Raw genomic sequence first — 25,588 nt, 5'->3', positions numbered from 1 at the left:
CGTACAACAGCTTTTTCAAGCCGATCGCCCCTCGGGGCATATTACACAAAAATTAGAGCATAAGAGCGATCGTCCCAGCTAAGCTGTGTATGAAAGTGCGATCGACTGTTGGAAAACAGACTAACTTGTCTACTTCGATTCAGGATGCCAACACATCCCATCAACTAAGATCGATTAAACTCTTCCCGTTATTATGAGAGGAAGTACGCAGCCATTCCAGAAAATCCTTATCTAAGGTTTCTGTTTCTTTCAATCTTTGCAAATCTTCGGTTTCTTTAGCCATTTCTCTAACCGCAAATGGATGACAGGCAATCGCTGCTATAAACTTTTCCCTTCCATCTTGTTCCCGACTAACATTGAAAAATTCATCTTCGCAAGCTACATAAAACTCAATGGTATTTCTAGCGTATTCTACTATCCTAACAATCTCTCTTGTAGCTGCCTCGCTACAGGCTCTCAAAGTCGTGCATATAGCGTCAATAAGTTGTAGTGATTTATAACTATCACCACCAAAATCAAGCGAATCAGGAGCTATATTGTCGCTGCCACAATTATTGATTAATCGCTCTATTCTGAGTTCATCTATTGGTTTTCCTTGGAGAATCTGCCAAACTTCATCGAGTGCATTTCTCAGTACGCTGGGATCGCCAAAATCATACATTCGGCAAAAAGCGTTGTAGTTGGGAAGCATTCGTTCGCAACAAGCAGCAGCAAACGCAAGTCTGTGAAATACGGGAAGTTTTTCCAGTTCTTGTTCGAGGGTATCAAATTCAAAAAAGTGCATATTCATTTCGTGATTTTATCGTCTCGGTGGTTCATTTTGTCTGCTCGGACCGGGTTTGTAGGTAGGATTCCATCGACTGCCAGGTCTTATACCTCTTTCTTGCATCAATGACTTACAGAAATATTCGCAAATTCCGTTTTTATGGCTAACCCCAATTGATTCAATTCCAACTATTGTTCCTTTAGCTTTTTCAGCATCAGCCCAATAAATCATTCGCTCCTCCGCATGAATATTTTTTAAAGGTCTATTATCGGGAATAACAATATATCCCTGTGATTCCAGCAATTTTCTCTGTTTATCTGTAAAGTATCCCGCACTGGAAGATACAACTTTTCTGGGTTCACCTCCTTTTACAGGTATGACTCGCCCAACAGCGATTACCGTCAGATCGGCTGTCTTAGTATCTTTGCCGAACAACTCGTCAGAAATTCGTTTAGCGTCTGCTTCTAACTCCGCTGCATCTGGGTGAATCTCATTTTCACCGCGCCTCGGGCCTGCACTTTCTGAGCCGTCCGTTGTACTGTGAAAAACTACTCCCAGGAGCTTGGCTATATTCTTTAACCCAGTCGAAGCTGTAGTTGCTCCGTGTAGCCCTAGAGCTGTCCCTGCTACTATAGCAGGAGCACCTGCAATGCAACCAACTCCTGTTACACATAAACCTGCACCCCCAGCACCAGTACCGCCACCTCCAATTATCTCTAAAATCCCCGTAACAATTGACGCCGCATCTCCGAAGGTTCGCCCTGATTGGAAAGCCCAGCTTTTAGGCAGATTTCGCTCTACATCTTGCTCGAGTCCATTCCATTGGGGAGACAATACCTGCAACAACCATCTAGCAAGTTCTCCATTATTACGCAACCATTGATATATTGCCCCAGCAACAAACTCTCCAAGAGCTCTAAAGAAACTCAACAATTCTCGGATAACTTTTGCCAGTGCAGAAATTTTGTTAGGAGGTAATTTTCCCGAACCTGGATTACCCCCACCACCAGAGCCAGCAAACCAATTATCTGGGACATTCTCTACTACTCGCGGACGAGTACGAGGCGGTGTTTGCCAAATATTATCAGTAGGCTTAGGAGGCTTATTCAAATCTATAGGCCGATTCTTCGGCACCTTATTCAACCGCGGCGCCTCCCCAGCTTCTGGCAAATTATTCGGGAGCGTCCCCGTACCCTTCGGATCGTAAGACCCCCTCGCCGTCTCCGATTCACCCGGTACAGACCTCCCATTCTCCCAATTAGACTTCGACCAACTCTCACTCCAATTATTGCGCCCATCATCCCACACCGTCCCGCTGCGAGTCCAACTCCAATTGCTTTGCTTGCTAGTAGTCGTCCCCCCTTTCGTTACCGATTCGGAATTAGTACCGCTGATGGTTTCACTCCAACTGTAACCGCCTTTAAACTCGGACCTGCTGTAACTCGAACTCCAACTTTCATAACCGTTTGTCGTCGCAGTCACGCCTCGATCCGTTGCTGTTTCATTCCACCATCTTTGGTAACTCGAACCCTCATTCTTATTTTTCCGACCATCTTTATGAACTGTAACTGTTTGGTCATTGCGGGTGCGAACCGTATCGCTGCTGCTGGATGAAGTATTGTTAGTTCCGTCATTGTTGCTGGTGGAACGAGTAGATGTAATTGTCTCTTCATCTCCCGTGGTGGTCGTAGTATAAGCATCTATCTTATACTCGCTTTCATGCTTAATTCGGTTCTCGGAATAAGTTTCTTGATTGTTTTTAGAGGTGATTTTTCCAGAACTATTGGCGCTATAACCATCCGACTTCGTTACGGAATAGTTATCTGTAATCCTGCTGCTGGTTTGCGGGCCGTGTTTGTAAGTTTGCGTGTCATTCCCTTGAGTGACCGAGTAATTGTTGTGCCGATTGTTCTGCCGATATGAGGAACCCTGACTGCTGTTGGTTTGTTCGGATTTATTGACAGTGTAGGTGTCTCGATTGCTGTGATTTTTTGACTTGCCATCATCGTAGCTGCTTTGATTGTTGGTACTGCCTTCTGAGTAAACGTCGCGGGTGTTGCTGTTGATAGCTACACCGTTAATTGTCGTGTTGTCCCAAGTAGAGTTGGTTACAGAATAGTTGTCATTTCCGCTGCTGTTTTTGGAGAAACCGCTGCTGTTGCTGTTAGTAGAATTCGACGTGCTGACTGTGGTTTCTTCACCAGTGTGAGTGTTGTTGTAACTGCTACCGTTACTGCTATTCGTCCAATCAGCATTGCCTGCCGTTTGAGTCGCACTCTTGCTAGTTGATATGTTGTTGCCGCTAGTAGTGCGGCTGTTGGAAGTTGATTTAGAACCCCAATCATCTTGACGATCGCCCTTAGCTATGCTGAGGTTCGTAGCGTATTGGCTGTTAGATTTGGACTTGCTGTTGCGGTAACTGTCTGAAGCATCTTTCCTGGTGTGTGTAGGAGTGGTATAGTCGTAAGAACTGCGGGATTTTTGAGCCGATTCGCTAGTGTCGGCGCGAGTGCCTTCGTGTTTCACTCGGCTGCGGTTTTCCTGCCATTGATTTTTCCTTTCTGTTGAATTTTGAGAAAAGCTTTTGCTGGTGTGAGTGCTGGCATTGGTAGCTGAATCGCTGGTGGAAGAGTCAAAAGATTCGCCCTTGTGGTTGGTTTTGGTAGTGCTTCTATCCCAGCTTGATTCGGTGTTTGAAAGGCTGCTCAGGGTGCGAGAGTTGGTACTCGTTGTGCCGTTGGCACTACTGCTAGAAGTTGTTTGGTACGGTGCTAAATCTGCGGTATAGGAACTGGTACCGTTGTTAGAGTCTCCGGTTGAGGTACTCGTAACCTTTGGTGTGCCTGGGGCGGTGGTTGCAGTTGCTCTTTCTGAAGTTTTAGTTGCGGTAGAATTGGGAGAGTTACTGATATTTACATCAGCATCAATTAGGGATTTTGTCAAGTATTTTGCGGCCACCAATACTGGAATTGTCGGGATAGTTTCCGCTGCTGTAGCAATGGCAGATCCTGCGTCGAGAATGCCGTATCCTGTCCTTTCATCCCATGAGGGTACGTCGATGTCTTTGGCTGTGTTGAGGAGGATGTTTTTGATTTGTTGGTAGTTGAGGGATGGGTTGGCGGCCCACATTTGGGAGATGGTGTTTGTGACTTTTGCGGCTGCTATTGATGTGCCTTGTTTGGTTTCGGTTGTTGCAGTTTCTGCTGTTGGTGGAGTGCTTGTTGGTGCTAGGATATCTAAGCCGTTTCCGTAGCTGGAATAGGCGGCGCGATAGTTGTTTTGGGATGCGCCGACGGTGATGATGTTGTCGAATTCTGTTGAGGCTTGTCCGAGGGCGGAGATGAGATTCCCTTCATTCCCAGCGGCTGCTACAATCAGTATGTTGTTGTCTTTTGCGTATTGCAATGCTGCTGTTTCTGCTGCTGTCAGTTTGTGCCGTGTTGTTTGCCCTCCGTCGGGATTGATTTGGGTTAAGTCGAAGCTGAGGTTGACAACTGCATTGGGTTGTTTTGCTGCAATGGCTGCATTGACAAATTCTATCAAGGATTGATGCCAGTTGCCGCTACCCGTTGCTCTTCCCAACCAAATTTCACTTGATTTTTGGGTGTCGCTTCGGTTGTGGGAGTCGCTGATTATTTCTAAAATTGCATCCCCGTGTTGGTTTCCTGTGTTTGGTTGAATTAGGGGATTGCTGTCACCGTCGATGACATCTTTGCCGAGGATGATTTGGCTGTAGTTGATGTTGGGATTGTTGGCTGTAAATCCAGTGTCAATGATGCCGATTAGCGGTTTGGTTGGTTGGGGAGAATCGGCAGTTGTTTCTGTGAAGCTGTCTGTTTGTGCAACAGTGTATTCGTTGTTGTTTGTTTCCGAGTTGCTGGCGCTGGCTGGGATGGTAGTTTGAGAGGTTTCTGGCTGATTGTTTGCGGGCGTAGGGGTTGCTGTTTCGGAAATGATGGCTGTTTGTGCGGATTCTGAGGTTTCAGCTTCCCCGTCGCCGCCATTTATCAACTCGAAATCTGCTGTGTTTTCGATATCGGTTGGCAGATAATTTTGACTGATGGGAGTGAAGGGAAGACGAGTTGGGTTGTTTGAGTCGGTATCTTCGTTAGCGTTGATGTATTCTAACTCTGAGGTTTCGGAGTTTTCGTTTAATTCTGTCGCCGCCCAGATGCGGTTGAGATTTTCCCACAGCAGGGCAATTTCTTCGTCGGAAAGTGGCGGAAAAGTTTCATTACTTTCGCTGGGTGTTGCGAGGCTGTCGGTAGGGGTTGGGGAGATGTTTTCAATTTCGCCGGTGAGTATGTCTGCGGCGGCTGCGGGTGTTGTTGGTGTTTCTGATTTTTCTGGCTGGAAAAAGACGGGTGTTTCGATTTTGTCTCCTGTAATCGCGTCGATTTCTGAGTCAGCAGGATTTGTCGCCCAATTGGGATTTTCCGCAACAATTGGGTTTTGAGTTTCACCTGCTGGGGAAGTTTCTGTTTTTGTTTCAACAGAATTTGTCACAGCATTGGAAATTTCTGAAACAGTCGGATTGTCGGCTTCAACTGCGGGAGATTTTTCTGTTTTTGTTTCAACCGAATTTGTTGCAGAATTGGAAATTTCCGAAACAGTCGAGTTTTTCGTTTCTGCGGTTAAGGAAGTTTCCGTCTTTGTTTCAGTCAAATCCGTTAGAGAGTTGGAATTTTCGGAAACAGTCGGATTTTTGGTTTCTGGGGTTAAGGAAGTTTCCGTCTTTGTTTCAGTCAAATCCGTTAGAGAGTTGGAATTTTCGGAAACAGTCGGATTTTTGCTTTCAACTGCTGGAGAAGTTTCCGTCTTTGTTTCAGTCAAATCCGTCGCAGAATTGGGAATTTCGGAAACAGTCGGATTTTTGCTTTCAACTGCTGCAGGAGTTTCCGATTTTGCTTCCGCAGCATCTGTCGCGGAATTGGCACTTTCGGAAACAGTCGGATTTTTGGTTTCGACTGGGGGAGAATCTGTTTTTATCTCAGCAGGATTTGGCTCGGAATTGGGAATTTCCGAAACAGTCGGATTTTCAGTTTCTGTCGCTGAGGAATTTTCCGTTTTTATCTCAGCAGAATTTGGATCGGAATTGGGATTTTCGGAAACAGTCGGATTTTTGGTTTCTACTGCGGGAGAATCTGTTTTTGGATCAGCAGAATTCGGATCGGAATTGGGAATTTCCGAAACAGTCGGATTTTCAGTTTCTGTCGCAGAGGAATTTTCCGTTTTTATCTCAGCAGAATTTGTATCGGAATTGGGATTTTCAGAAACAGTCGGATTTTCAGTTTCTGTCGCTGAGGAATTTTCCGTTTTTATCTCAGCAGAATTTGTATCGGAATTGGGAATTTCAGAAACAGTCGGATTTTTGGTTTCTACTGCGGGAGAATCTGTTTTTGGATCAACAGGATTTGGATCTGAATTGGGAATTTCAGAAACAGTCGGATTTTCAGTTTCTGTCGCAGAGGAGTTTTCCGTTTTTATCTCAGTAGAATTCGGATCGGAATTGGGATTTTCGGAAATTGTCAGATTTTCAGTTTCTGTCGCTGGAGAATTTTCGGGTTTTGTTTCAGCAGAATTTGTTGCAGAAGTAGTATCTGCTTTTTTGTCTTCTAATTTAGTCTCAGTTTTTGGCGCAGCGTCAGCTATCAATTCTTTGCCTTTCTCTGATGTACGCCAATCGGAGTTTTTGGCAATTACATCATCCATTGAAATGACTTTAGGGGTTGCACCTTTGAGCGAAAATATGATATCATTGTAATCAGCCTCGCTCCCTTCTCCTATCCCCATATCTTCCATGACAAATATACTGCCGCCATTCGCAACACTGGCTATTTGTCCCCGTTGAAAAACATCGCTGGAATTAGCTGTCGCCATTGAGAATAAGGGCTTTTTGTCACCGCCAATCGCTGGATTATTGTACGCTTCTTGTATTGTGCCGTTGGGAATTACGATGATACCAATTTCATCTCCTGGTGTCATTGCAAAGGTTTTGATTCCTCGGTATTCCCCGATATTGAAGTTATTTTCTCCCTCGAAACTAGAGAATTTCGCTGCTTCTGTCCTGTCAGAAATGGCGATATAACCGAGTGAGGAGTTGCTTAAAGCGCGTCTGGCTGCTTCTTTGATAAATGCTTGGGAATCGGGAACAAATTCTTGCATTCCTTTGAGGCTGATAATTGCTAGTTCTCCTTGATACGAGCCTCCGTCTGATAGGTAATCGAACACAATTTTACCTGTTTCGTCTGCTTGGAAAATGCCGGAGTCGAAAGAGATGTTATTGCGAGTGGCTGGCTTGGTTGTATCGCCTGTGATGGCGTCGGTTTGAGTTGTAGATGTTTGCGTTTTTTCAGGAATGCTGTTGGTTGTTGGTGTTGAATCTTGGTTGAGGATGAAGGCATTTATCTCTGCTTGTTGGGGAGATATTTCAGGGCTTTTATCGAGGATTTGGTTGTTTTATGGTAATAGTTCAACGCTGGGGTTTGTGGAGGATGTTTCGTTAATAGTTAAAAGATTTTTCGGGGGAGAAGAGTAATTATTGGTAGAAATTGCTAGTGGCAAGTCTTCTGCAATGTCGGAAATGAGAGAAATATTGGCAGTTGTTTTGGGGGTTGATGCTTCGATTAATGACATGATTTAAAGTTCTTTTTTTTGATGATGAAAGTGACTAAAATTATGCAGAAGCTGAGGATATTAATCTTGAAATTTTCGCAAGCAAAGCGAGTCCAGACGATGCTGGAATTTTGTTTTTTTTATTGAGGACGCAAGCTGCGATATCGACAGGTGAAAAATTGCCGATGCGGCTAAAAAAAATTGATGTGATGGAATAATTGGGTTGTTTTATTGCTACCGATACATTTGAGAATATCAATAACTTTTATCGATCGCAAGCGGTGTTCGCCATCAGGAAGTAAACTTTATGGAAGCTTTAATCCACTTCCGTGTACTGAAGTGTCACGCTACGAATTTTGGGATGAGTGAGAATTTGGGACTGGCGATCGCCCAACTAATTTCATGTTTTTTGTATAAAAAGTAACTTATATTTTTGCAAAAATACGCAAAACCCGATCGCAGCAGTAAGGCTTTGGAAACTAGGTTGTACAGTCCAGGACGCAGACACACTATATGTAGTGTGGTGCGATTGCTAATAATTCCTAACGACCAATGACTGATGACTTCGCCTAAGTGAAGCCTAATATATGCCAAAATACGGACGAAATGTGCTATCTGTAGAAGACGAAAGCAGCCTTGACGAAATTTAAAGTCCCATGTTGAATGCGAACGGGAGCATATTGGCAGACAATCGATCGGCCGCGTCGCAGTGGGCGCAAGAAGCTTTAGGGCTTCCCGAAGTTCAAGTACAAGCGCGTTTGCGGGGAAATCACCTGCACATTTTGTGCGAAGCAGCGCAGTGTCCGTCTCAAGAATTGGTGACGGCGAGATTTACCAACGCCCTCGAACACACTGATTTAACGCAACTGCTGCCCGATCGACCTAAAATTTACCAGTTGTTTCTGTGCGGCCGCAAAATCGGTTCCCGACAAAATGACTGGACAGTCCGGCTCGATTGCAGCAGTCCCAAGCGACAGCAACAGCCACAGCAACCGGAACCAAAAGTGGCCGAAGTGCCGCCGCCAGCGAGTTCCCCCGACGAACCGCCCGCAAGCCCTAAAAGAGGCGGATTTTTCGGCAAATTTAAGAATGACAACCAGAAACTCAAACAGACACCAAAACCGGTAGAAACAGCAGCCCACCCGCCACAAGTACGGGAAGAACTGGATTTTGACGCCGAAAGTCTGCCGATTGCCTCCCGGATTCAATACCCAGAAGCTTTTGAAACTTCCCCCGTGACGATCGACACTTCGGCTGCTGCGACGCGGGAAGCTTTTAGTTCCGCCGTTCCCCCGCAGCAGAAAGGGAACCGTGGCGCGGTAGCTTTGATTCAATCCCCGGAAGCCGACTCAGGCGAGGGCGATCGCGATGGAACATTGACGGTTTCGCCGGAAACTTTGGCGCGCCGGGGCTATCCAGACGCGATCGCCAGCTATCTCAGCGAAATCCTCGGGCCGATGGGAGTTTCGGTGAAAGTAAGCATTCGCGAAAAAGAACTCAAAAGCAGCCGGGAAACCCTGCCGGATCAGGCGCCGGAAAATATCAAGCCCAAGGAACGCCGGCTGCTGGTGCTGTGCGAGTCAGCTTACAGCCCCGACCCCTCCTTGCTCGCAGAACCCATCGCCGGCAGGCTGCGGAAACTGCAACTAGAGGATTTCCGGGAAGCCTTGATCGGCAGCCAAGTCAGCGGCGAAGCGAAGCCGGACTGGGTGCTGCGGGTGGATTTGACTTCGCCGGACAAAATTCTCAAAGAATGGGCCAGGTGGGGAGACGTGCCTGCGATCGCCAAACTGCTAAATCAACACTTGGCTGCATCGAGAGTCGAAGTGCGGGCCACCCTCAAAGAAGCAACCCTCCACCTGTTTTGCAGCAAAACTGCCAAAAAAGGACAAAAGACTAAACGGCAAGAATACCCCGACAAGCAGCAAACCACCGACACGATCGCCCCTTTGTTAGCCTCCTTCGCGCCCCAAGGCCTCCGCGCAGCTACTATCTACGGCGTAGAACCAGCCAAGGACTCTCAGGCAGCGCCCGAGTCCCCGGTGTGGATAGACTGGGTGGACTTGCCGGCAGCCCACCATCCCGACTTGGCTGCGAGCACCAGAACGCTGGCGGCCGAGGGCGACCAATTGGCTTTGACTTTTTTATTGAACAGGTTGCTCAACCCCAGTCTCAGGCGCAAGCTGGAAACAGGAGGGATTCGGGCTGTCGTGCTGCAAAAAGCCGACGTGCTGCACGTCATGACTGAAGCTCTGACTTGCCCTTCTCAGTCGAAGGTAGGGCCGCCGGTAGCTAAATTCTTGGGGCAGTTACAAATTCCGGGAGTATCAGGGGTGCGAGTCTACGGGCGTCGCGCCGGCCAGAAAGTGCCGCTGTGGCGCTACGCAATTGACCTCAGAACGGCGGTTGACGAGGAATCAGCAACGGCACCCGCACCGGCTCCTTCGCAAGTCGCTGTGTTGGAAAAGGAACCGATGCCGGAGTTTGCGCCAGCGGAGGATGGGAGTTTTTCGGGTTTGGGCGAGAATTTGGTGTTCGATGCTCCGGCGCCCAACCCCTGGCGGCCCCGCTTCAAAATCAGACTCCCCGGATACAATCTGGGCGAGCAGTTAGTTCAAGCTGCGGTGCAACCGCTTGTCGCTTCGGGTTTTTTTGTTCCCAACGATGGTTTGTCAACAAATGCTGCTGCGCCGGGGGGCGTGAGAGCCGATCGCGCGGCGGGAATGGCTTTGATTTGGGCGATCGCCGGCTGTCTGCTGACTTTCAATACCGATTGGCTCCTCGGTCTATTTCTGCAATCTGCGACTGTCAGTCAAGCTCCTAGCGCCTCCGAAGTTTGCAGTGGCCCAAATTGTCAAAATTCAGATCCCAAGGCTTTAGGCGACGTTACAGCCAGACTTCCGAACGAAACCGCGAACCCCGTTCCCCCTTCTGGGGAGGTGAATTTGCCTCGAATTCCCTTGCAGCCGTCGCCGGAAGCCAACCAGCAAGAGGCTTTTAATGGCTCTGGGTTTACGAAACCGGGAAATACTAGCGTTCCTGTAGCTGATGTTTCTGCTCCTCCGGTGTTCCCGACTTTGAGGAGCGAGCAGCTTGACGATCAGATAGCGCGCTATCAAGAGTACATCCACCTGCACAAAAAACCGCCGGATATTTTAATTGTCGGTAGTTCTAGGGCGCTGCGGGGCATCGACCCGGCGGTTTTGGAAACAGCTTTGGCAGAGTCGGGGTATCCGGGGCTGAGGGCTTACAATTTTGGGGTTAATGGAGCTACTCTCCAGGTTGTAGATTCGCTCATCCGCCGGATTTTGCCGCCGCAACAACTGCCCAAATTGCTGGTGTTGGCGGATGGGGCGAGGGCTCTCAACAGTGGGCGGCCGGATTTGACTTTTAACGCGATCGCTTCTTCGGAAGGTTACAGACAATTGAGCCGGGGTAGTTTTCTGATCCCCACCAATCAATTAGAATCCGAAACATCGAAGGAAAGCGCCAACAATCCGGTGGCGACTGCGACTGAATTGGTGAACAATTTGGGACAAGCTCAAGCTAATGTTCAGCAATTGGTGAATCAAAAGTTGGTGGAGGGTTCTGCAACTTACAAAAATCGCGATCGACTTAAAGGGTTTTTGCGATCGATCGTTAATCCATCAGCCCCTGTTGCAACCGACAGCCCCCAAACCGCCGCCCTGGGTGAACAAACAACTGAAAACGTTCAGCCCACTGCTGCGAGTAAACCCGTCAGCGAGTTTCAACCAAATGGCTTTTTGCCGATCGATATACGCTTCAATCCCGAAACTTACTTTCAGAAGCACCCGAAAGTATCTGGTTATTACGACTCCGACTATCAAAATTTTAAATTGGTAGGCGAACAAGCTCTAGCACTCAAAAATCTGATCGAATTTACCAAGGTTCGCAACATCAATCTCGTGTTTGTGAATATGCCTCTGACTGAAGATTATTTAGACCCGGTGCGGACAGGTTACGAACAAGAATTCCGGCAATATATGCAAGAATTAGCAGCTCAAAGCGGACTAATTTTCCTAGATAAGAGTTTATTGTGGCCCCAGGCGCGAGAATCTTTTTCCGACCCCAGCCACCTCAACCGTTACGGTGCTGTTGCAGTGTCTAAGCGGTTGGCTCAAGATCCCATGATTCCCTGGCCGGCGAAACAATAGTTATAATTTTTGAGTGGTGAGTTATTTTAGAAGTTAAATGCTCCCAACCTTGCGAGTGCGGCGCGACAATCTCAAAACTATTCTTTCCGGTGGCTAAATACTGACAATGAAAAGATTGATATTTCCTGAAAATAGCAAAAATACACAGATAAAAAATCCTAGAAAAAATCTGCCTGTGATATTTTTTATATTATCTTTAGCATTTTTCTGTTTCAGTTTGTATAAAGGTTTCTTTTTACCTTTAGCTTTATCATCTGGGCCCCCCAGCAACGAACAAAGTAGCGAACAGCCAACTCTGACACCCTTTGAAGAGGTTGTCAAAGACGCGCAAAAGTTAGAGGGACTATTTACTCTTTACCGCAATCAAGCAACTGATAAAGTATATCTGGAAATTAAACCGCAACAACTCGACAAAAAGTTCCTGTGCTTTGTGACATTGGCATCGGGTTTGGGGGAAGCGGGCATTTTGAGCGGAATGCCGATCGGCGATTTCTTGTTTCAACTGCGGCGCGTCCAAAATAACGTGCAGTTTGTGATACCAAATGTAAATTTTCGCACAAGTCCGGGCGACCCGCAAGCAGGTTCGGTAGCACGGGGATTTAGCGAGTCGATTCTCTATTCTTTGCCTCTCAAAAGCATTGATCCGCAAAGACAAACTCTGCTGATCGATTTAGGCGATTTGCTGATGAGCGAAAAACGCGATTTACCAGGGGTAAAAGCGATTTTGCCGATGCTTTTGGGCGCTTCTTACTCGATCGATGCAGACAAGTCTTCTTTTAAAGATGTTAAAGCGTTTCCGCTGAATGTGGAGATTGCTTCGGTCTATGGTTTTTCTAGCGATAATGACAGTGAACTTAACTATTTACCTTCGATTCCTGACAGTCGGGCTTTTAACCTCCGCATTCACTACAGTTTCTCGGAAGTGCCGCTAAATAACGGCTATCGGCCCAGACTTGCGGACGAGCGAGTGGGCTATTTTCTAACAGCATATAAGGACTTTTCTGACAAGAGTAGCCGGGAGCCTTTTGTGCGCTATATCAATCGCTGGCATTTGCAAAAGCAAATCCCGACAGCGCCGATGTCGCCTCCGGTGCAGCCGATCGTCTTTTGGATTGAAAATAATGTGCCTTCCGAATACCGAAACGCAATTCGCGAGGGCGTTTTGGAGTGGAACAAAGCTTTTGAAAAAGCAGGTTTTACTGAGGCAATTCAGGTCAAACAAATGCCGGACAATGCTAAATGGGACCCGGCTGACGTTCGCTACAATACTATCCGCTGGTCGAGTTCTTTTGAGCCTCAGTTTGCCGGCATCGGGCCGTCTCGCACTAACCCGCTGACGGGGGAAATTTTGGATGCTGACATTCTTTTGGATGCTAATGTTGTCCGGGAAATCAAACAGGGTTATCGGTCTTTGGTGGAACAAAATAGATCGCTATCTAAGAGTTTTCAAGGGCGAAACGGTTCTAATACCAATCCCTGTCAGTTCGGGATGTATTCTCGCTATTTGAATGTGCTAGAAAATGGGGATTTAGGAAAAAGCAGCGGGGAAAATGCTCAAGGTGGAATGGCTGATGATTTGCCGACTTTGGTAGAAAGATACCAAGAGCAAAAGCGCTCGCCTTTATCGCGGTTGATGTCGAGTTCGGATATGTGTTTTGGGTTGGAATCGAGCCGCCAGTTTGCGATGGGGGCAATGTCGATGGATCTGTTGGAAAATGCAGCGCCTAGCAGTGGGGCGATTGACAATTATGTTAATCAATATATCAGATATTTGGCGGCGCACGAAGTCGGTCACACTCTTGGTTTGAGGCACAATTTTCACGGGAGTACGATGCTGCAACCGGAGGATTTGAACAATACTCAGGTAACTCGCACGCAAGGTATGATTGCGTCGGTGATGGATTATGTACCGATTAATTTGGCACCTGCCGGAACTGTGCAGGGCGACTATTATCCAACGATTGTAGGGCCTTATGACGATTGGGCGATCGAGTACGGTTACAAGGTGATTGGCGGCGTAAACCCGAACAGCGACTTACCAGCGCTGCAACAAATTGCCAGCCGCGCTGCCCAAGCCCAATTAGCTTACGCGCCGGATGAGGATTCTGTCGATCTCGATCCCGCTGCAAATACCTTTGATCTCAGCGCCAATATGCTGAGGTATTCGCAATGGCAATTGGATAATGCTAGGGCGATGTGGAAGCGTTTGGAAAAGCGAATTCCGGTTGGGGAAGACGGTTATAACGAACTGCGGGTGATGTTTGATTCGGTGTTCGGGTATTATGTCAACCAAGTGATGAATGCTACTTTGTATGTGGGGGGACAGTCGTTTAGTCGGATTCGCCCTGGAGATACTAATGCGAAGTTGCCGTTTGTGCCGATCGAACTTTCTCAGCAGCGAGAAGCTTTAGCAACATTAGAGAAGTACGTTTTTGCACCGGATGCGTTTAGTTTTGCGCCGGAATTGCTGAATAAATTGGCACCGTCGCGCTGGGATCACTGGGGAAGTCCGGCTTTGGTGTTTCCTCTAGATTACCCGATCGGCGATCGAATTACTTTTTTGCAGCGGTTTGTGTTGCGGGTTTTGCTATCGCCGGTGCGCTTGGCGCGACTGCGGGATGCCGAGTTAAAATCAGCGCCGGAAACTACTTTGAGGTTGCCGGAAGTGTTGGATACTGTGCAAAAGGATATCTGGCAAGAGGTTTTGCAGCCGGAAAAGAAGATGCAAATTTCAACTTTTAGGCGTTCTTTGCAGCGGGAACATTTGGCAATTTTGATCGGAATGGTACTGCGAAAAACGAATGTTCCAGAGGATGCGCGGAGTTTGGCGTGGTACGAGTTGCGGCAGTTGCGGGAGGGTTTGAGCAAGAGTATTCGGAATCTGGATCGGAATGCGGATGCTTATACGCGGGCTCATTTGGAGGAAACGCGAGATCGAATTTCTAAGGTTTTGAATTCGCAAATTCAGTCGAATTAATTTGGGAGTCCAGAAACCGGGTTTTTGAGGAAGATATTTCGTTGCCGCCCGCAGATTTGGTCAAAAACCCGGTTTCTTAGAATCTCCGTCAAGTTAAAATAATTCTGAACTTGCGTCGTATACGATAGATAGACAGGGAAGCTAAAAAGAATAGCCCTTATGCCTGCCAAAGACCTTTATCACGATATTGTCTGCACTGCCCTCATCAAAGATGGCTGGACAATCACTCATGACCCACTGATTCTAAAAATTGGGGGCCGCTCGGTCTTTGTCGATTTGGGTGCCCAGAAACTAATTGCGGCTGAACGAGGGTCTGAAAAAATTGCGATCGAGATCAAAAGCTTTCTGGGCCCTTCGCCCATTAATGACCTCGAAAATGCTTGGGGGCAGTTCTTTATGTACGCCAGAACGCTGCAAAGACGAGAGCCAGAGCGTCGTCTATACCTAGCTGTTAATCGCAACACCTTTGAAACGTTGTTTAAAGAAGAAGCTGGGCAATTGCTGCTAGAAGAACCAGGTTTTCGCCTGATAGTTTTTGACCCAAACACGGAGGAGATTATCCAATGGAAACCGCAAATCAACCCGTAGACGAATGGCGTGAGACGTTGGAGAAAATTCTCCAATACTATGCGGATATTCCTTATACTTATGGGGATGTGATTACCTATGTGGTGGTCAGCCGCGATCGCAACCATTTTATGCTGATACATGAAGGTTGGGAAAATCATCTGCGAGTTCATGGCTATGTGGTTCATGCCGAAATTCGCAATGACAAAATCTGGATTCATTATGATGGTATTGAAGACGGCATCACTGATGAACTCGTCGCCTCTGGCGTACCCAAAGACCAGATTGTTCTTGCTTTCCATCCACCCGAAGTCCGACAGCATACTGGATATGCGATCGCATAGTTTCTCCTCTTGACGAAGATTTTAGATAATATCAGCTTGATAGGGTATATCGTACCTTAATAATTTTTTGGCAATACTGAGTACCTTACAGATAAGTTAGAAACACTAAACTTCTGTCATGGCAAGAATTTGAGCGATGGTTAATACCAACTGAGGAAAAGTTGGAGAAACAATAATGGCTTCTCCTTGATATCGCAGTGCCTGATATTCACCCTCGATTAAGCGGTTGATAGTCACCGTAGACTGTTTTGGAGAACCAATATACTGAACGCCTCCCAACCCTGCATAATCAACGATCCAATACTCCAGGATTCCTAAAGTTTCATACTCATTCAATTTGATGCGGTAATCATCCCGCCAATTCGTACTGACAACTTCGATCGCCAAGGGAGGTGGAATATAGGCAGCAGCAGAGGCAGAACTTTGACGCATTCTGACCCATTCTTCCTTGGCAAACACCACAATGTCGGCTTTACGACTCGATTCACTTTCACCGGGGGCAGCGTTCAATCTGACTTGTTTACTTTGTCGAGGAACGTAGGGAAGGTTCAAGGATTGGCAATGATCCACCAAGAGACGACATAAACCATCGACGACATCCTCATGTTTGGTTGTGGGTTCACTCAGGGGCATGGCAACTCCATTGACTAGCTCGAATGACCTGCCGGACTCGTCATCCCAGTTGAGAAATTCCTCGAAGGAAAGGGTTTTTTGGGCGATCGCAACCATTGATATTAACCTTTTGCGTAGGTTGGCTCTCTGTTGTCTGTTTCTAGCTTAACGTGAGGTAGAGAGATAAATCGCTGCTCTTGTAGGGTGCGTTAACGAAGTATATCGTAAACTTTGACACCTCTTCTCGGTTTTACTGCCCGCGCCCTGGTTTGCAATCTACGAAACCTAATGCTTCTGTGTCGATAAAATTGGCGATCGAAATGGCGATCGCAACTGCGATCGGATATTCAATTTCCGCAGCACGCGCGATCGGATGCGCTTGAATTCGTTCTGGCAAGCGTCTCAAAATGACTTCGGCATCAGCAAGAGAAAGTCGTTCTTGAAGTTTGGCTTGCATGGCATTCACCTGTCAGTTGGAATTTGATAGATATATTCAAGCCACTACCCAACTCAGATTTAGCAGTCTAACGTTTAGTTCAGCCGCAGTTCGTAAGACGAAATTGTGTGGAAAACTTTTGCGAAGCAAAACCATAAAATGGCGGTTTACAAACTGTCGAGCGTAGGCGCGAAGCGCCGGAGCGGTGCTGCAATGCTTTGTTAGTCATTTAATGAATCAATTCCTTGTTCTTTAAGCTTAGCTAATCCGTCTTTCATTATTTTGACTTGCTCTGATGAATGTCCTTGCCAAACTGTAACCTCACCTACAACCTTAAATGGATGTAATGAACGATAAGATTTTGTTGGGTTACCTGGGAATTTTCTGTCAGTCAAATCAGGATCGTCTTCAATGGGTCCTGTTGGTTCTACTAAATAAATTCTTTCACTCCCTTCGCCAAAGGAAAGTTCAGCACCCCAAACAGCGGCATCCAAGGTTGCTGTCAAGAAAATATATTTAGACTTTTTTCTTTGTCCAAAATTTGAATTAAAACCAACTTCGATTAAGTCCCCAATCTTTAGATCAGCCTTTGTTCCATGGAAGAACGTCTGAGAAAAAGGAGTTGCATTAGGTTCATTTGATTTGTTCATGCTTTCTTTCCTCATCGTGCAAGTTATCTATGATTGTTTTCTTTGTTTACTGGGTTGCCCATTACAATGACCACTAACGTTATGCGGCTGTTTGCACCCTGCGCTCAGGAGTGTTCGTAGGGCTTTGACACGTGCTGGTGCTGGACAACCCATGAACCATTCACCTTCATCAGACAGAACGTCGCGCGGACTAAGTCTTGGAAGGCTCTACCGTCGAGCAACGTCCCGCCTCCGCGAATGAACCCATGAGCGAATGCAATATCGCTGCCCGCAGTAATCGTCAGATTCTCAAGATTGAATATCGCCTCTCCCTGCGTTTCTGGCTGCCACTCTTCCCAACTGCGTCTATAGGACTCTGCACTTTCGTAATTCATAGACGGCAATACATCGAAAATCACCAAGTTCGCGACGTAGTTTTTCAGGATGTCATCCTTTCGGTTCTGCCTCGTAGCAGCAGCCCACTCTTCAAGTACGGCGAGGACTTCAGAGTCGGGCGTGTACCAGAGGTTATCATCGTTCGATCTCCAAGGGGCGTAGTTGAAAGAAGCATAACTTATAATTGGATCGCAGTTGCGGTATCATACCCAATACAATAGAAAAATACCGCCGATCGCTAGTCTATTTCACCAAAAGTAGCAGTAATCCACACAGCAAGGGCTGACGATAGACGAGAATTCAACCAAATTTTCATGCAGCTAAAACGGGATGGTCGAGTTTGCGGACTGCATACAGAAGCGCAGCTTTGAGATCCTCAAGTTCCAAGTCTGGCAATTCTTCGAGAATTTGCTAAAAACTCAAACCAGCAGCTAGCAACTCTAGGATATCGATGACTCGAATCCGCATTCCCCGGATGCAGGGACGATCGCCACATTGTCTTGGGTTCACTGTGATTCTGTCAAACAGATAAGCAACGGATGCTGGCATTGTTTGAAACCTTTGTCTATAGCTTACTTCATTTATCGCCCCAAACTCACACCGCGATATAATTCTGCGATGCCATCTCGCTAAAGCGCATCAACTAAGTTGCGATGGTTAGTATGAGCTCTTGAGCATTAAACAGTTTACGTTTGGAGGCATTGAGAAATTCGATGCTAACTGGTTCGTCACTTTCGTCATAACTGACAATCACGCCTCCAAGTTCAGAAATAGCATTGGCTGGAAACGCATCACGTAAGATAAAAATCTGAATGTCTGCTTCTGCATCGTATTTAACTTTCATTGGGATTCTCCGCCGCGAAAGCAAACACAGCTTGTAGAGATTCAGCATTAAGCGTTGGGTAGTTTTCTAGAACTTGTTGCTGCGTCCAACCTTCTGAAAATAACCCTAGAACGAACTCCACTGATATTCGTGTCCCCTTAATTACAGGCTTGCCAAGCAGAATTTTAGGATTTGAGTGAATGTGTGCTTTCCAGTTCATAGCCAGTGCGCCTCTATAGGGTTTTCATCTATTATCAGCATAGTTAAAATTATAAAATTTATGACCACAGCAGTATCTATTGACATTGGTACGCTCATTACACGCCCTCCCCGACTGCATGATGGATGTCCCCACATCGTCGGTAAAGGCGTTACCGTCCGCATCGTAACCTGGTACAAGCGAGGATAGAATGCTCAAGAGATTTGCGATCGCATTTCTCATCTCACCCTTGCCCAAGTCTACGTGGCACTCACCTACTATCATGCCAACACCCAAGAAATTGAAACTGATTTGCTCCATCAAGCAGCAGAAGCCAAGCGTCTTGAAGCTTTGCACAGCAACTTTGGTAAATATGAAATGCTAAGATAATAAATAATACATCGCCCACCGAAAAATCTACTAGATAAGCACTACCCTCAAACTGGGAAAGAGAAACTGATTTTTACCGGATAAATTTAGGGGGTGTAGGAGGAATATCGGCAATGAAGTAAAGTTGGGTAACAAGACTCAACACTTGTGATCCTTAACTAAACTGTAAAGTTCGAGCTCTTCAAACTGCCCTCGGTGAAAAACACGCTGTTTTTGGCTACCTTCCTGCGTCATTCCCAGCTTTTTTAGCACCTTAGCCGAGGCTATATTCGGTCTGAGACAAGTTGCATAAATGCGATCGAGCTTTAATGTTTCAAATATTCAAGACTGATTTAGTGTAATTGATTCGTTTTTTTCTCAAAAATTATGTCTGCTAACACTGCAAAAAATCATTACTTCCGATTGGCATTGTTCTGGGCGTTTCTGGGTAGTTTGGGAAGCTTGGCGGTGTTTCCTTATGCGCTGTCTCTCAATCCGGCAGTAAGTCAATTGCCTGCACCGCTACCTGTTTTGGCGATCGCCTCCGCCCTGCAAACCGGAATTTTTCTAATTCTCTTTTGTTGGATTGGGCTTCGCCTCGGTAACTCGATCGGACTTGATACGCCCATAGCTCGTGCTTTGGTATATCGACAGCCTTTCGCGCCAATATCTAAATCTGCCCTTAACACGGCGCTAATTGTAGGCTGCATCGGTGGAATCGTCCTGATAGGATTGAGTTTAGGGTTTGAACCTTGGATGCCGCCAATGGCTTCAACAACTGCGTTAAAGATTGACCTCTGGAAACGCATATTAGCTTCCTTCTACGGAGGCATCACCGAAGAACTCTTGCTGCGACTGTTCGGTATGACATTGATTGCGTGGCTACTTTGGAAGATTTTTGAGCGAGACAAACTGCAACCCTCTACATTGATTTTTTGGCTGGCAATTGTGGCGGCTGCAATATTGTTTGGTGTGGGTCATTTGCCTGCGGCTGCGAATGTCTGGGCATTAACCCCGATCGTCATTCTCCGCACCATTACACTCAATGCCCTCTTAGGAATTCCCTTTGGTTTTCTTTACTGGCGTTGGGGATTAGAATACGCAATGTTATCTCATTTTTTGGCTGATTTGGTACTGCACGGAATTGGAGGAAGTTAGCAGGAGATGCAAACAATGCAATGGTACAACGAACCTTTACCAAGAAAAGGGGTCTAAAGCCCCGTCCTTTTAGGACGGCTTTAATTTCCCCAGAACTGTGATAGAGTGTTTTATATCCAGTTCCAAGACGTAAATGTTAGTATTTGAAGCCAAGCTAGAAGGAAAGAGCGAGCAGTACCAGAGGCTAGACGAAGCCATTCGTACTGCTCGCTTTATTCGTAATAGCTGCATCAGGTACTGGATAGATACGAAGGGTGTGAATCGATACGACTTGAGTGCCTACTGTGCGGTGCTTGCCAAAGAATTCCCTTGGGCTGCCAAGCTCAACTCAATGGCAAGGCAAGCTTCCGCAGAGAGAGCTTGGTCATCAATTGCTCGTTTCTACGACAACTGCAAAAAGGCAAAACCGGGAAAGAAAGGATTTCCACGTTTCAAAAAGCATGAAACCCGCGATTCTGTTGAATACAAAACCTGTGGATGGAAGCTTTCAGAAGATCTCAGAAGCATAAACTTTAGCGACGGCTTCAAAGCAGGAAGATTTAAGTTGTGGGGAACTCGCGACTTGCATTTCTACCAGCGAAGTCAAATCAAACGAGTGCGCGTAGTGCGTCGAGCCGACGGGTACTACGTGCAATTCTGTATTGATGCTGAACGGAATGAACAGCGAGAGCCTACGGGACGAACCATTGGTTTAGACGTAGGATTGACCCATTTCTACACTGACTCGGATGGTAATACCGTCGAGAACCCGCGTCATTTAAGAAAGTCTGAGCGGTCACTCAAAAAGCTTAATCGCCGACTTTCGAGAACCCAGAAAGGTTCTAAGAACAGAGCTAAGGCGCGGAATCGATTAAGCAGAAAACACCTCAAGGTAAGTAGGCGGCGTAAAGACTTTGCTGTGAAATTAGCAAGGTGCGTAGTCCAGTCCAACGACTTGGTAGCCTACGAAGACTTGTCGGTGCGTAACATGGTCAAAAACAAAAAGCTGTCCAAGTCTATATCTGATGCCGCTTGGACAGCTTTTAGGAATTGGATTGAATATTTTGGCAAAGTGTTGGGAGTAGCTACTGTTGCCGTCGCACCGCACTACACTAGCCAAAATTGTTCTAATTGCGAAAAGGTTGTGAAGAAATCGCTAAGTCAAAGAACACATATTTGTCCGCATTGTGGATTTGTTTTAGACCGCGATTGGAATGCTGCGCGAAATATATTAGAACTGGGATTGCGTACCGTGGGGCACACGGGAACCTATAATGCCTCTGGAGACATCGACCTCTGTTTGAGTGAGGAAACTCCTTCAAGTAAGTCGGGTCGCAGAAAGAGGAAGCCCAAACAGTGATGTTTGGAATCACCGTCGCTTTAGCGGGCGTGAGGATGTCAAAATGGCATGAGGATAACGATGTTATCCACATTACCGCCGGCCCAAAGACTGACTTTTGGCGGCAAACTCATTACGGATTTATTCGCGATAACGGCAACTTTTACTACCGTCAAGTATCAGGCGACTTTACAGCCGAAGTCAAAATTACTGGTTGCTATCGATCGCTCTACGATCAAGCAGGATTGATGATTCGAGAGAGCGAAAATATCTGGCTCAAGTGCGGCATTGAGTTTGTTGAGGGAGTCCAAAACGTGAGTGCGGTTGTGACACGAGACTATTCCGATTGGTCTGTTATGCCGCTTGAAGTGCCGCCTGTTTCCCTGTGGCTGCGGGTAAAGCGCCGAGCTGAAACGGTGGAAGTGCAATACTCGTTGAATGGGTCAGACTATTCAATGATGCGACTGGCCTATTTAACTGAGTCACCAATCGTTCAAGTTGGGTTAATGTGTGCGGCTCCCCAAGGTGAAGGCTTTGCAGTGGAATTTGAAGGGTTTAAGCATAGTAAGCTGATCTAATGTGGATGGTAAAAAAAACGATTTCGGCGCCACTCCATATATAAAATTAAAATTAGGGGTGAGTGCTTTTCACTTACCCCAGCCATTTTTTGTCCGCCTTTTAACAAACCAATTGCAGCAAGAAATCGCCACAAAAGGATCTCAATTGCTACTAGATAGCCTTGCCGGTACTCAGCGACAAAATCGTGAATACTCCCAGCAAATGACCTGCGCTCATGCAAGCCAAAAATGCCGGTACGCTAACATTGTTGAACAAAGACGGGAATGGCAAAGGCATTTTCGGCCCGACGTGGGGATACCAAATTCGGCGGCTGAGAACTAGCAATGCTAAGATATTGCAAACAAACATCACCACAGGCTTTTGCCAATCTCCTGATGCTGTGTCAGTTACAGTCGATGCTACTACTGCCAGTAAATTTGAGTTAATCATCGTTGATGCTCCTATTTTTCATAAATTATCAGAAATGCTCGATGAGATTTCTTGCCAAAAATACAGCAGGGGCGATCGCCTTTACGCAATAAATATCTGTTGCTATTAATATTCACCGCGCCAGCGACAGCGCCCCCACCCATAATCATCGAATCACGGCAAGAAGTCTTTTAATGCCATTCAAAAGTAACGAAAGATACAAAGGGACAAAACCATACTCGCTGCCATTTGTAACTTTTAGCCTGTCTGGCAGTGGTGGCATTTTCTCACGCTGCCAGACAGGATAGACTGCTCGTCATTACTGAGCAATGTAGGTAGGCAGAAAGTGGAGAATGTCGCGCAGAACGCTATATCCAGCAGCATCCCAGAGCAAATAAGCTAAGAAACCGATCATCGCTAAGCGACCGTTCCAAAGTTCTGCTTGCGGGTTGAAGCCAAACAAAAAGGCATTCCGATCTTTGCCGTTGTAAGCATTAGCCGTAGGAGGCAGGTTAGTAGGACGAGTTTCCATGTTTTTACATTCCTTAACAATGTTCGCTTCTCATGGTAGCGACCTAATTTCTGCTTTGCTATCTGTCTCTAGGCTCAAGATACACACAAGTCTAAAGGAGGATTTTGAAACAAGAAATAAAGTGTTAAGTTTTGTTACGCGAGATTTTTCAGCGATCGCCTGTATCTGTAGATACTAAATACAACTGCAAGTTGAGATGGCTGCTGTGAAAAGCCCGATCGCCCCGTAGCGGCAAACAACGGCGCTGGTGACTCGACTATACTGAATCCGTGATCTGCTAGAGGCAAGAAAATTTAGTAAATTTCAGCTTAAAACCCGAACACATCGTCCTTGAGTTAATTAAAATAGGAGATAAATAGATCGATCGGGAGAAACAGTTATCGAAACCATCTACGGCAATCTTCAAGGTTTAAAGTCCAGCCAGCTCAAGCAACTCGAAAAGCTGTACCACCAGCGACTACCGGGCGATCGCATCACCACTGCAGAATTCGCCCAGCGCGTCGCCGCCATCAGCACGGAAATAGACAAACCAATCTGCACCTACATCAACCGCCGCGGACAAGTAATTCGCGTCGGCGTGGGTACACCCCGCCAAACGCAGATTGCGCCCTTAGAATTGCCCCGCTACGGGGGAGGTCGCCTCAGCGGCATTCGCTGCATCGCCACCCACCTAAAGCCAGAAACCCCAAGCGAAGCAGCCCTCACAGCAATGGCAATTCAGCGCCTGGATGCCCTGGTTTGGCTGACACTGACGGGGGGAGGATTTCAGCGCCGCGGCGGCGGTGCCACTGGTTACATCCAAGAAGCTTATCTCGCTCACCTAATACCCCAGGGAGATCAGCCAAATTTTGAGTTCTCTGTTTTGAGCGCTCAGTTAGAACCAGATGCAACTGATGAAATAGAAGAGCCTTCAATTCAAAAGTCACTAATCAAAAGTCCACACTTTCCCTGGAAAATATCAGAACCGTTGAATTTGGACGAACTCGCCGACCAAGACTTTCTGGATTTGGTGGAAGGACTCGAAGCAGAGTTTGAAGCAGAGTTTGTCGCGGGGGAGGTCGATGCCGACCAAGACAAAGTGCTGTTGGTAGGTGTAATGACTCAGCACATGACTCAGTTGGAGTTTGAAGACGGGCTGGCAGAAATCACGCGGCTGGTTGAAAGCGCCGGGGGTCAGGTACTGCAAACAGTGCGCCAAAAACGATCGCGCCCCAATCCGCAGACAGTCGTCGGCGAAGGCAAAGTTCAGGAAATTTCCCTCACAGCTCAGACGGTTAGCGCTAACCTCGTTGTATTCGATCGCGACCTGTCCCCCGCACAAATACGGAACTTGGAAACTCAGATAGGTATCCGCGTAGTCGATCGAACAGAGGTAATTCTCGACATCTTTGCCCAAAGAGCTCGATCGAGCGAGGGTAAATTGCAAGTCGAACTCGCTCAGCTAGAGTATGCCCTGCCCCGGCTCAGAGGTCGCGGTCAGGCAATGTCGAGACAGGGTGGCGGCATCGGTACCAGAGGCCCTGGGGAAACCAAGCTAGAAACCGAACGGCGGACGATCGCCAAACGCATTTCTCGATTGCAGCAAGAAGTAAATCAACTGCTGGCGCACCGCTTTCGGCTGCGGCAGAATCGGCATCATCACGAGGTACCCTCAGTGGCGATCGTTGGCTACACCAACGCCGGTAAATCTACTCTGCTCAACCTGCTCACAAATTCCGAAGTCTATGCCGCCGACCAGTTATTTGCCACCCTCGACCCCACAACTCGACGGTTAACCATTCCCGGCGTCACCGGGGAACCCCTGTCGATCGTCCTCACAGATACAGTGGGCTTTATTCGCGAACTGCCTCCCGCCTTGATCGACGCTTTCCGGGCTACCCTCGAAGAAGTCACTGACGCCGATGCTTTGCTGCACCTCGTCGATCTCTCCCATCCCGCGTGGCAGAGCCAAATTCGATCGGTGATGAATATTTTGACAGATATGCCCGTAACTCCCGGGCCAGCCCTTGTAGTTTTTAACAAAATTGATGCCGTGGATGGAGAGACTCTCGCCCTCGCGCGAGAAGAATTTCCTCAAGCAGTATTTATTTCGGCGGCCAAAGGTTTGGGGATGGAAACTCTCCGCGACCGATTAGCTCAGCTCATTCAATACGCCCTCTACCCTCGGTAAATACTTAAATACTCCTTTTGAATAGTTGACATGGGGGAATATACGTACATATACTGAGGACAGATCTAGTCGGACTATGAGATGATAAAAGAGTAGTCAGATTGTGCATGGCAAAGTACAATACAGCAGCTCTATTTTGCGATCGGTTAAATAAATATTTTCCGGGGGCCGCGGTCAAGGTAAAAAGACTCTTTGTTAATGGCTGTAAGGGCTGTTGGTTCAGATGTTGCCAAAAGAGGTTGCTTCACTCTGTGCCACCTACCTGTGCAAACCAGGGTACGCGATGTCAAAGTAAAAGAGAATAATATTATTATTAAAGTGTTTTGGCACTCACCTCAAGCGCTATACTATCTTTTACAGACGTCGGCCAGAGAATACATCCATTTATTGTAAGAACTCTAAAATCCTTGCCCGTCGTACAGCGCTCATCTCTAGGACTATTTCTATTTTTCGATTTTACCACTGTTTAACTAAATAGTTATGTGTACGCCACTGGCAAAACTAGCAATTGGACT

The 25,588-nt window shown here is 46.9% G+C and carries 21 protein-coding genes and 1 pseudogene; 9 read left to right on the top strand and 13 right to left on the bottom strand.

The genetic code is table 11. From position 1 onward, the window contains the following. Positions 1–160: 160 nt before the first annotated feature. From QT990_RS03985 to QT990_RS03975, 3 genes are all read right to left on the bottom strand, one after another. A complete protein-coding gene (locus QT990_RS03985; protein ID WP_333310382.1) occupies positions 161–784 on the bottom strand; it encodes a DUF416 family protein in 624 nt (207 codons plus the stop codon). Positions 785–799: 15 nt separating this feature from the next. After that, positions 800–6,997: a DUF4114 domain-containing protein gene (locus QT990_RS03980; protein ID WP_333464961.1), complete on the bottom strand. Its 6,198-nt coding sequence runs from the start codon at positions 6,995–6,997 to the stop codon at positions 800–802. 228 nt (positions 6,998–7,225) lie between these two features. Then, on the bottom strand, positions 7,226–7,402 hold the full coding sequence (locus QT990_RS03975) for a hypothetical protein (protein ID WP_333464960.1): 177 nt from the start codon (positions 7,400–7,402) through the stop codon (positions 7,226–7,228). Between the two features lie 635 nt (positions 7,403–8,037). Between QT990_RS03975 and QT990_RS03970 the strand changes: the two genes are divergently transcribed. The 4 genes from QT990_RS03970 to QT990_RS03955 all read left to right on the top strand — a co-directional run bounded on the left by QT990_RS03970 (position 8,038) and on the right by QT990_RS03955 (position 15,444). Beyond that, a complete protein-coding gene (locus QT990_RS03970; RefSeq protein ID WP_333464959.1) occupies positions 8,038–11,556 on the top strand; it encodes a hypothetical protein in 3,519 nt (1,172 codons plus the stop codon). A 106-nt stretch (positions 11,557–11,662) separates the two neighbouring features. Beyond that, on the top strand, positions 11,663–14,533 hold the full coding sequence (locus tag QT990_RS03965; RefSeq protein ID WP_333300602.1) for a zinc-dependent metalloprotease: 2,871 nt from the start codon (positions 11,663–11,665) through the stop codon (positions 14,531–14,533). A 159-nt stretch (positions 14,534–14,692) separates the two neighbouring features. Further along, positions 14,693–15,121, top strand: a complete 429-nt coding sequence (locus QT990_RS03960; protein WP_333141219.1) for an element excision factor XisH family protein — start codon at positions 14,693–14,695, stop codon at positions 15,119–15,121. After that, the gene (locus tag QT990_RS03955) at positions 15,097–15,444 is read left to right on the top strand and encodes a XisI protein (RefSeq protein ID WP_333408332.1); all 348 of its coding nucleotides are present in this window, start codon (positions 15,097–15,099) and stop codon (positions 15,442–15,444) included. The genes QT990_RS03960 and QT990_RS03955 overlap by 25 nt, the downstream gene beginning before the upstream one ends. A gap of 105 nt (positions 15,445–15,549) precedes the next feature. Here QT990_RS03955 and QT990_RS03950 read toward each other — a convergent pair whose 3' ends face one another. From QT990_RS03950 to QT990_RS03920, 7 genes and pseudogenes are all read right to left on the bottom strand, one after another. Further along, positions 15,550–16,173 (bottom strand): Uma2 family endonuclease, encoded by a 624-nt coding sequence (locus QT990_RS03950; protein WP_333310388.1) that lies wholly within the window; start codon positions 16,171–16,173, stop codon positions 15,550–15,552. Between the two features lie 133 nt (positions 16,174–16,306). Continuing rightward, positions 16,307–16,513, bottom strand: a complete 207-nt coding sequence (locus QT990_RS03945; RefSeq protein ID WP_333310390.1) for a hypothetical protein — start codon at positions 16,511–16,513, stop codon at positions 16,307–16,309. A 200-nt stretch (positions 16,514–16,713) separates the two neighbouring features. Next, a complete protein-coding gene (gene arr / locus QT990_RS03940; RefSeq protein WP_333141227.1) occupies positions 16,714–17,142 on the bottom strand; it encodes an NAD(+)--rifampin ADP-ribosyltransferase in 429 nt (142 codons plus the stop codon). 104 nt (positions 17,143–17,246) lie between these two features. Then, positions 17,247–17,699 (bottom strand): nuclear transport factor 2 family protein, encoded by a 453-nt coding sequence (locus tag QT990_RS03935; RefSeq protein WP_333464976.1) that lies wholly within the window; start codon positions 17,697–17,699, stop codon positions 17,247–17,249. 130 nt (positions 17,700–17,829) lie between these two features. After that, positions 17,830–18,066: pseudogene (locus tag QT990_RS03930) on the bottom strand (DUF433 domain-containing protein). Between the two features lie 94 nt (positions 18,067–18,160). Then, on the bottom strand, positions 18,161–18,361 hold the full coding sequence (locus tag QT990_RS03925) for a DUF2283 domain-containing protein (RefSeq protein ID WP_333141229.1): 201 nt from the start codon (positions 18,359–18,361) through the stop codon (positions 18,161–18,163). Beyond that, a complete protein-coding gene (locus QT990_RS03920) occupies positions 18,351–18,560 on the bottom strand; it encodes a DUF433 domain-containing protein (RefSeq protein WP_333141231.1) in 210 nt (69 codons plus the stop codon). Before QT990_RS03920 ends, QT990_RS03925 begins: the two co-directional genes overlap by 11 nt. A 243-nt stretch (positions 18,561–18,803) precedes the next feature. Here QT990_RS03920 and QT990_RS03915 point away from each other — a divergent pair, with 243 nt between their 5' ends. The 4 genes from QT990_RS03915 (at position 18,804) to QT990_RS03900 (ending at position 21,962) form a co-directional block, all read left to right on the top strand. Continuing rightward, positions 18,804–18,929, top strand: a complete 126-nt coding sequence (locus QT990_RS03915; RefSeq protein ID WP_333141235.1) for a hypothetical protein — start codon at positions 18,804–18,806, stop codon at positions 18,927–18,929. Between the two features lie 366 nt (positions 18,930–19,295). After that, a complete protein-coding gene (locus QT990_RS03910; protein ID WP_333141237.1) occupies positions 19,296–20,066 on the top strand; it encodes a CPBP family intramembrane glutamic endopeptidase in 771 nt (256 codons plus the stop codon). Between the two features lie 133 nt (positions 20,067–20,199). Next, complete coding sequence (locus QT990_RS03905; protein ID WP_333141239.1) at positions 20,200–21,405, top strand: transposase; 1,206 nt, start codon at positions 20,200–20,202, stop codon at positions 21,403–21,405. Continuing rightward, complete coding sequence (locus QT990_RS03900) at positions 21,405–21,962, top strand: DUF1349 domain-containing protein (protein ID WP_333141241.1); 558 nt, start codon at positions 21,405–21,407, stop codon at positions 21,960–21,962. Before QT990_RS03905 ends, QT990_RS03900 begins: the two co-directional genes overlap by 1 nt. Positions 21,963–22,113: 151 nt before the next feature. Here the strand turns inward: QT990_RS03900 and QT990_RS03895 are convergent, their stop codons facing one another. From QT990_RS03895 to QT990_RS03885, 3 genes are all read right to left on the bottom strand, one after another. Further along, positions 22,114–22,392: a Photosystem I reaction center subunit PsaK gene (locus QT990_RS03895; RefSeq protein WP_333408334.1), complete on the bottom strand. Its 279-nt coding sequence runs from the start codon at positions 22,390–22,392 to the stop codon at positions 22,114–22,116. Between the two features lie 298 nt (positions 22,393–22,690). After that, positions 22,691–22,903: a chlorophyll a/b-binding protein gene (locus tag QT990_RS03890; RefSeq protein WP_333041855.1), complete on the bottom strand. Its 213-nt coding sequence runs from the start codon at positions 22,901–22,903 to the stop codon at positions 22,691–22,693. Between the two features lie 402 nt (positions 22,904–23,305). After that, positions 23,306–23,431, bottom strand: coding sequence for a hypothetical protein (locus QT990_RS03885; RefSeq protein ID WP_263053573.1), 126 nt, complete (start codon positions 23,429–23,431; stop codon positions 23,306–23,308). Positions 23,432–23,480: 49 nt separating this feature from the next. On the opposite strand from QT990_RS03885, the gene hflX reads away from it, so the two are divergent. Then, complete coding sequence (gene hflX, locus QT990_RS03880) at positions 23,481–25,073, top strand: GTPase HflX (RefSeq protein ID WP_333141246.1); 1,593 nt, start codon at positions 23,481–23,483, stop codon at positions 25,071–25,073. Positions 25,074–25,588 lie beyond the last annotated feature (515 nt).

This window comes from Microcoleus sp. T3_B1, assembly GCF_036700445.1.
In the GTDB taxonomy this organism is placed as follows: domain Bacteria; phylum Cyanobacteriota; class Cyanobacteriia; order Cyanobacteriales; family Microcoleaceae; genus Microcoleus.
Note: the sequence above shows the minus strand (reverse complement) of the source record. Positions and strands in the feature narration are given on the sequence as shown.

What these genes read in the sequence shown, in the direction of transcription:
- QT990_RS03985 (WP_333310382.1), bottom strand. Translation starts at nt 784, where the DNA reads ATGCACTTTTTTGAATTTGATACCCTCGAACAAGAACTGGAAAAACTT.
- QT990_RS03975 (WP_333464960.1), bottom strand. Translation starts at nt 7,402, where the DNA reads ATGTCATTAATCGAAGCATCAACCCCCAAAACAACTGCCAATATTTCT.
- QT990_RS03970 (WP_333464959.1), top strand. Translation starts at nt 8,038, where the DNA reads ATGTTGAATGCGAACGGGAGCATATTGGCAGACAATCGATCGGCCGCG.
- QT990_RS03965 (WP_333300602.1), top strand. Translation starts at nt 11,663, where the DNA reads ATGAAAAGATTGATATTTCCTGAAAATAGCAAAAATACACAGATAAAA.
- QT990_RS03960 (WP_333141219.1), top strand. Translation starts at nt 14,693, where the DNA reads ATGCCTGCCAAAGACCTTTATCACGATATTGTCTGCACTGCCCTCATC.
- QT990_RS03955 (WP_333408332.1), top strand. Translation starts at nt 15,097, where the DNA reads ATGGAAACCGCAAATCAACCCGTAGACGAATGGCGTGAGACGTTGGAG.
- QT990_RS03950 (WP_333310388.1), bottom strand. Translation starts at nt 16,173, where the DNA reads ATGGTTGCGATCGCCCAAAAAACCCTTTCCTTCGAGGAATTTCTCAAC.
- QT990_RS03945 (WP_333310390.1), bottom strand. Translation starts at nt 16,513, where the DNA reads ATGCAAGCCAAACTTCAAGAACGACTTTCTCTTGCTGATGCCGAAGTC.
- arr (WP_333141227.1), bottom strand. Translation starts at nt 17,142, where the DNA reads ATGAACAAATCAAATGAACCTAATGCAACTCCTTTTTCTCAGACGTTC.
- QT990_RS03925 (WP_333141229.1), bottom strand. Translation starts at nt 18,361, where the DNA reads ATGAAAGTTAAATACGATGCAGAAGCAGACATTCAGATTTTTATCTTA.
- QT990_RS03920 (WP_333141231.1), bottom strand. Translation starts at nt 18,560, where the DNA reads ATGAACTGGAAAGCACACATTCACTCAAATCCTAAAATTCTGCTTGGC.
- QT990_RS03910 (WP_333141237.1), top strand. Translation starts at nt 19,296, where the DNA reads ATGTCTGCTAACACTGCAAAAAATCATTACTTCCGATTGGCATTGTTC.
- QT990_RS03905 (WP_333141239.1), top strand. Translation starts at nt 20,200, where the DNA reads ATGTTAGTATTTGAAGCCAAGCTAGAAGGAAAGAGCGAGCAGTACCAG.
- QT990_RS03900 (WP_333141241.1), top strand. Translation starts at nt 21,405, where the DNA reads ATGTTTGGAATCACCGTCGCTTTAGCGGGCGTGAGGATGTCAAAATGG.
- QT990_RS03895 (WP_333408334.1), bottom strand. Translation starts at nt 22,392, where the DNA reads ATGATTAACTCAAATTTACTGGCAGTAGTAGCATCGACTGTAACTGAC.
- QT990_RS03890 (WP_333041855.1), bottom strand. Translation starts at nt 22,903, where the DNA reads ATGGAAACTCGTCCTACTAACCTGCCTCCTACGGCTAATGCTTACAAC.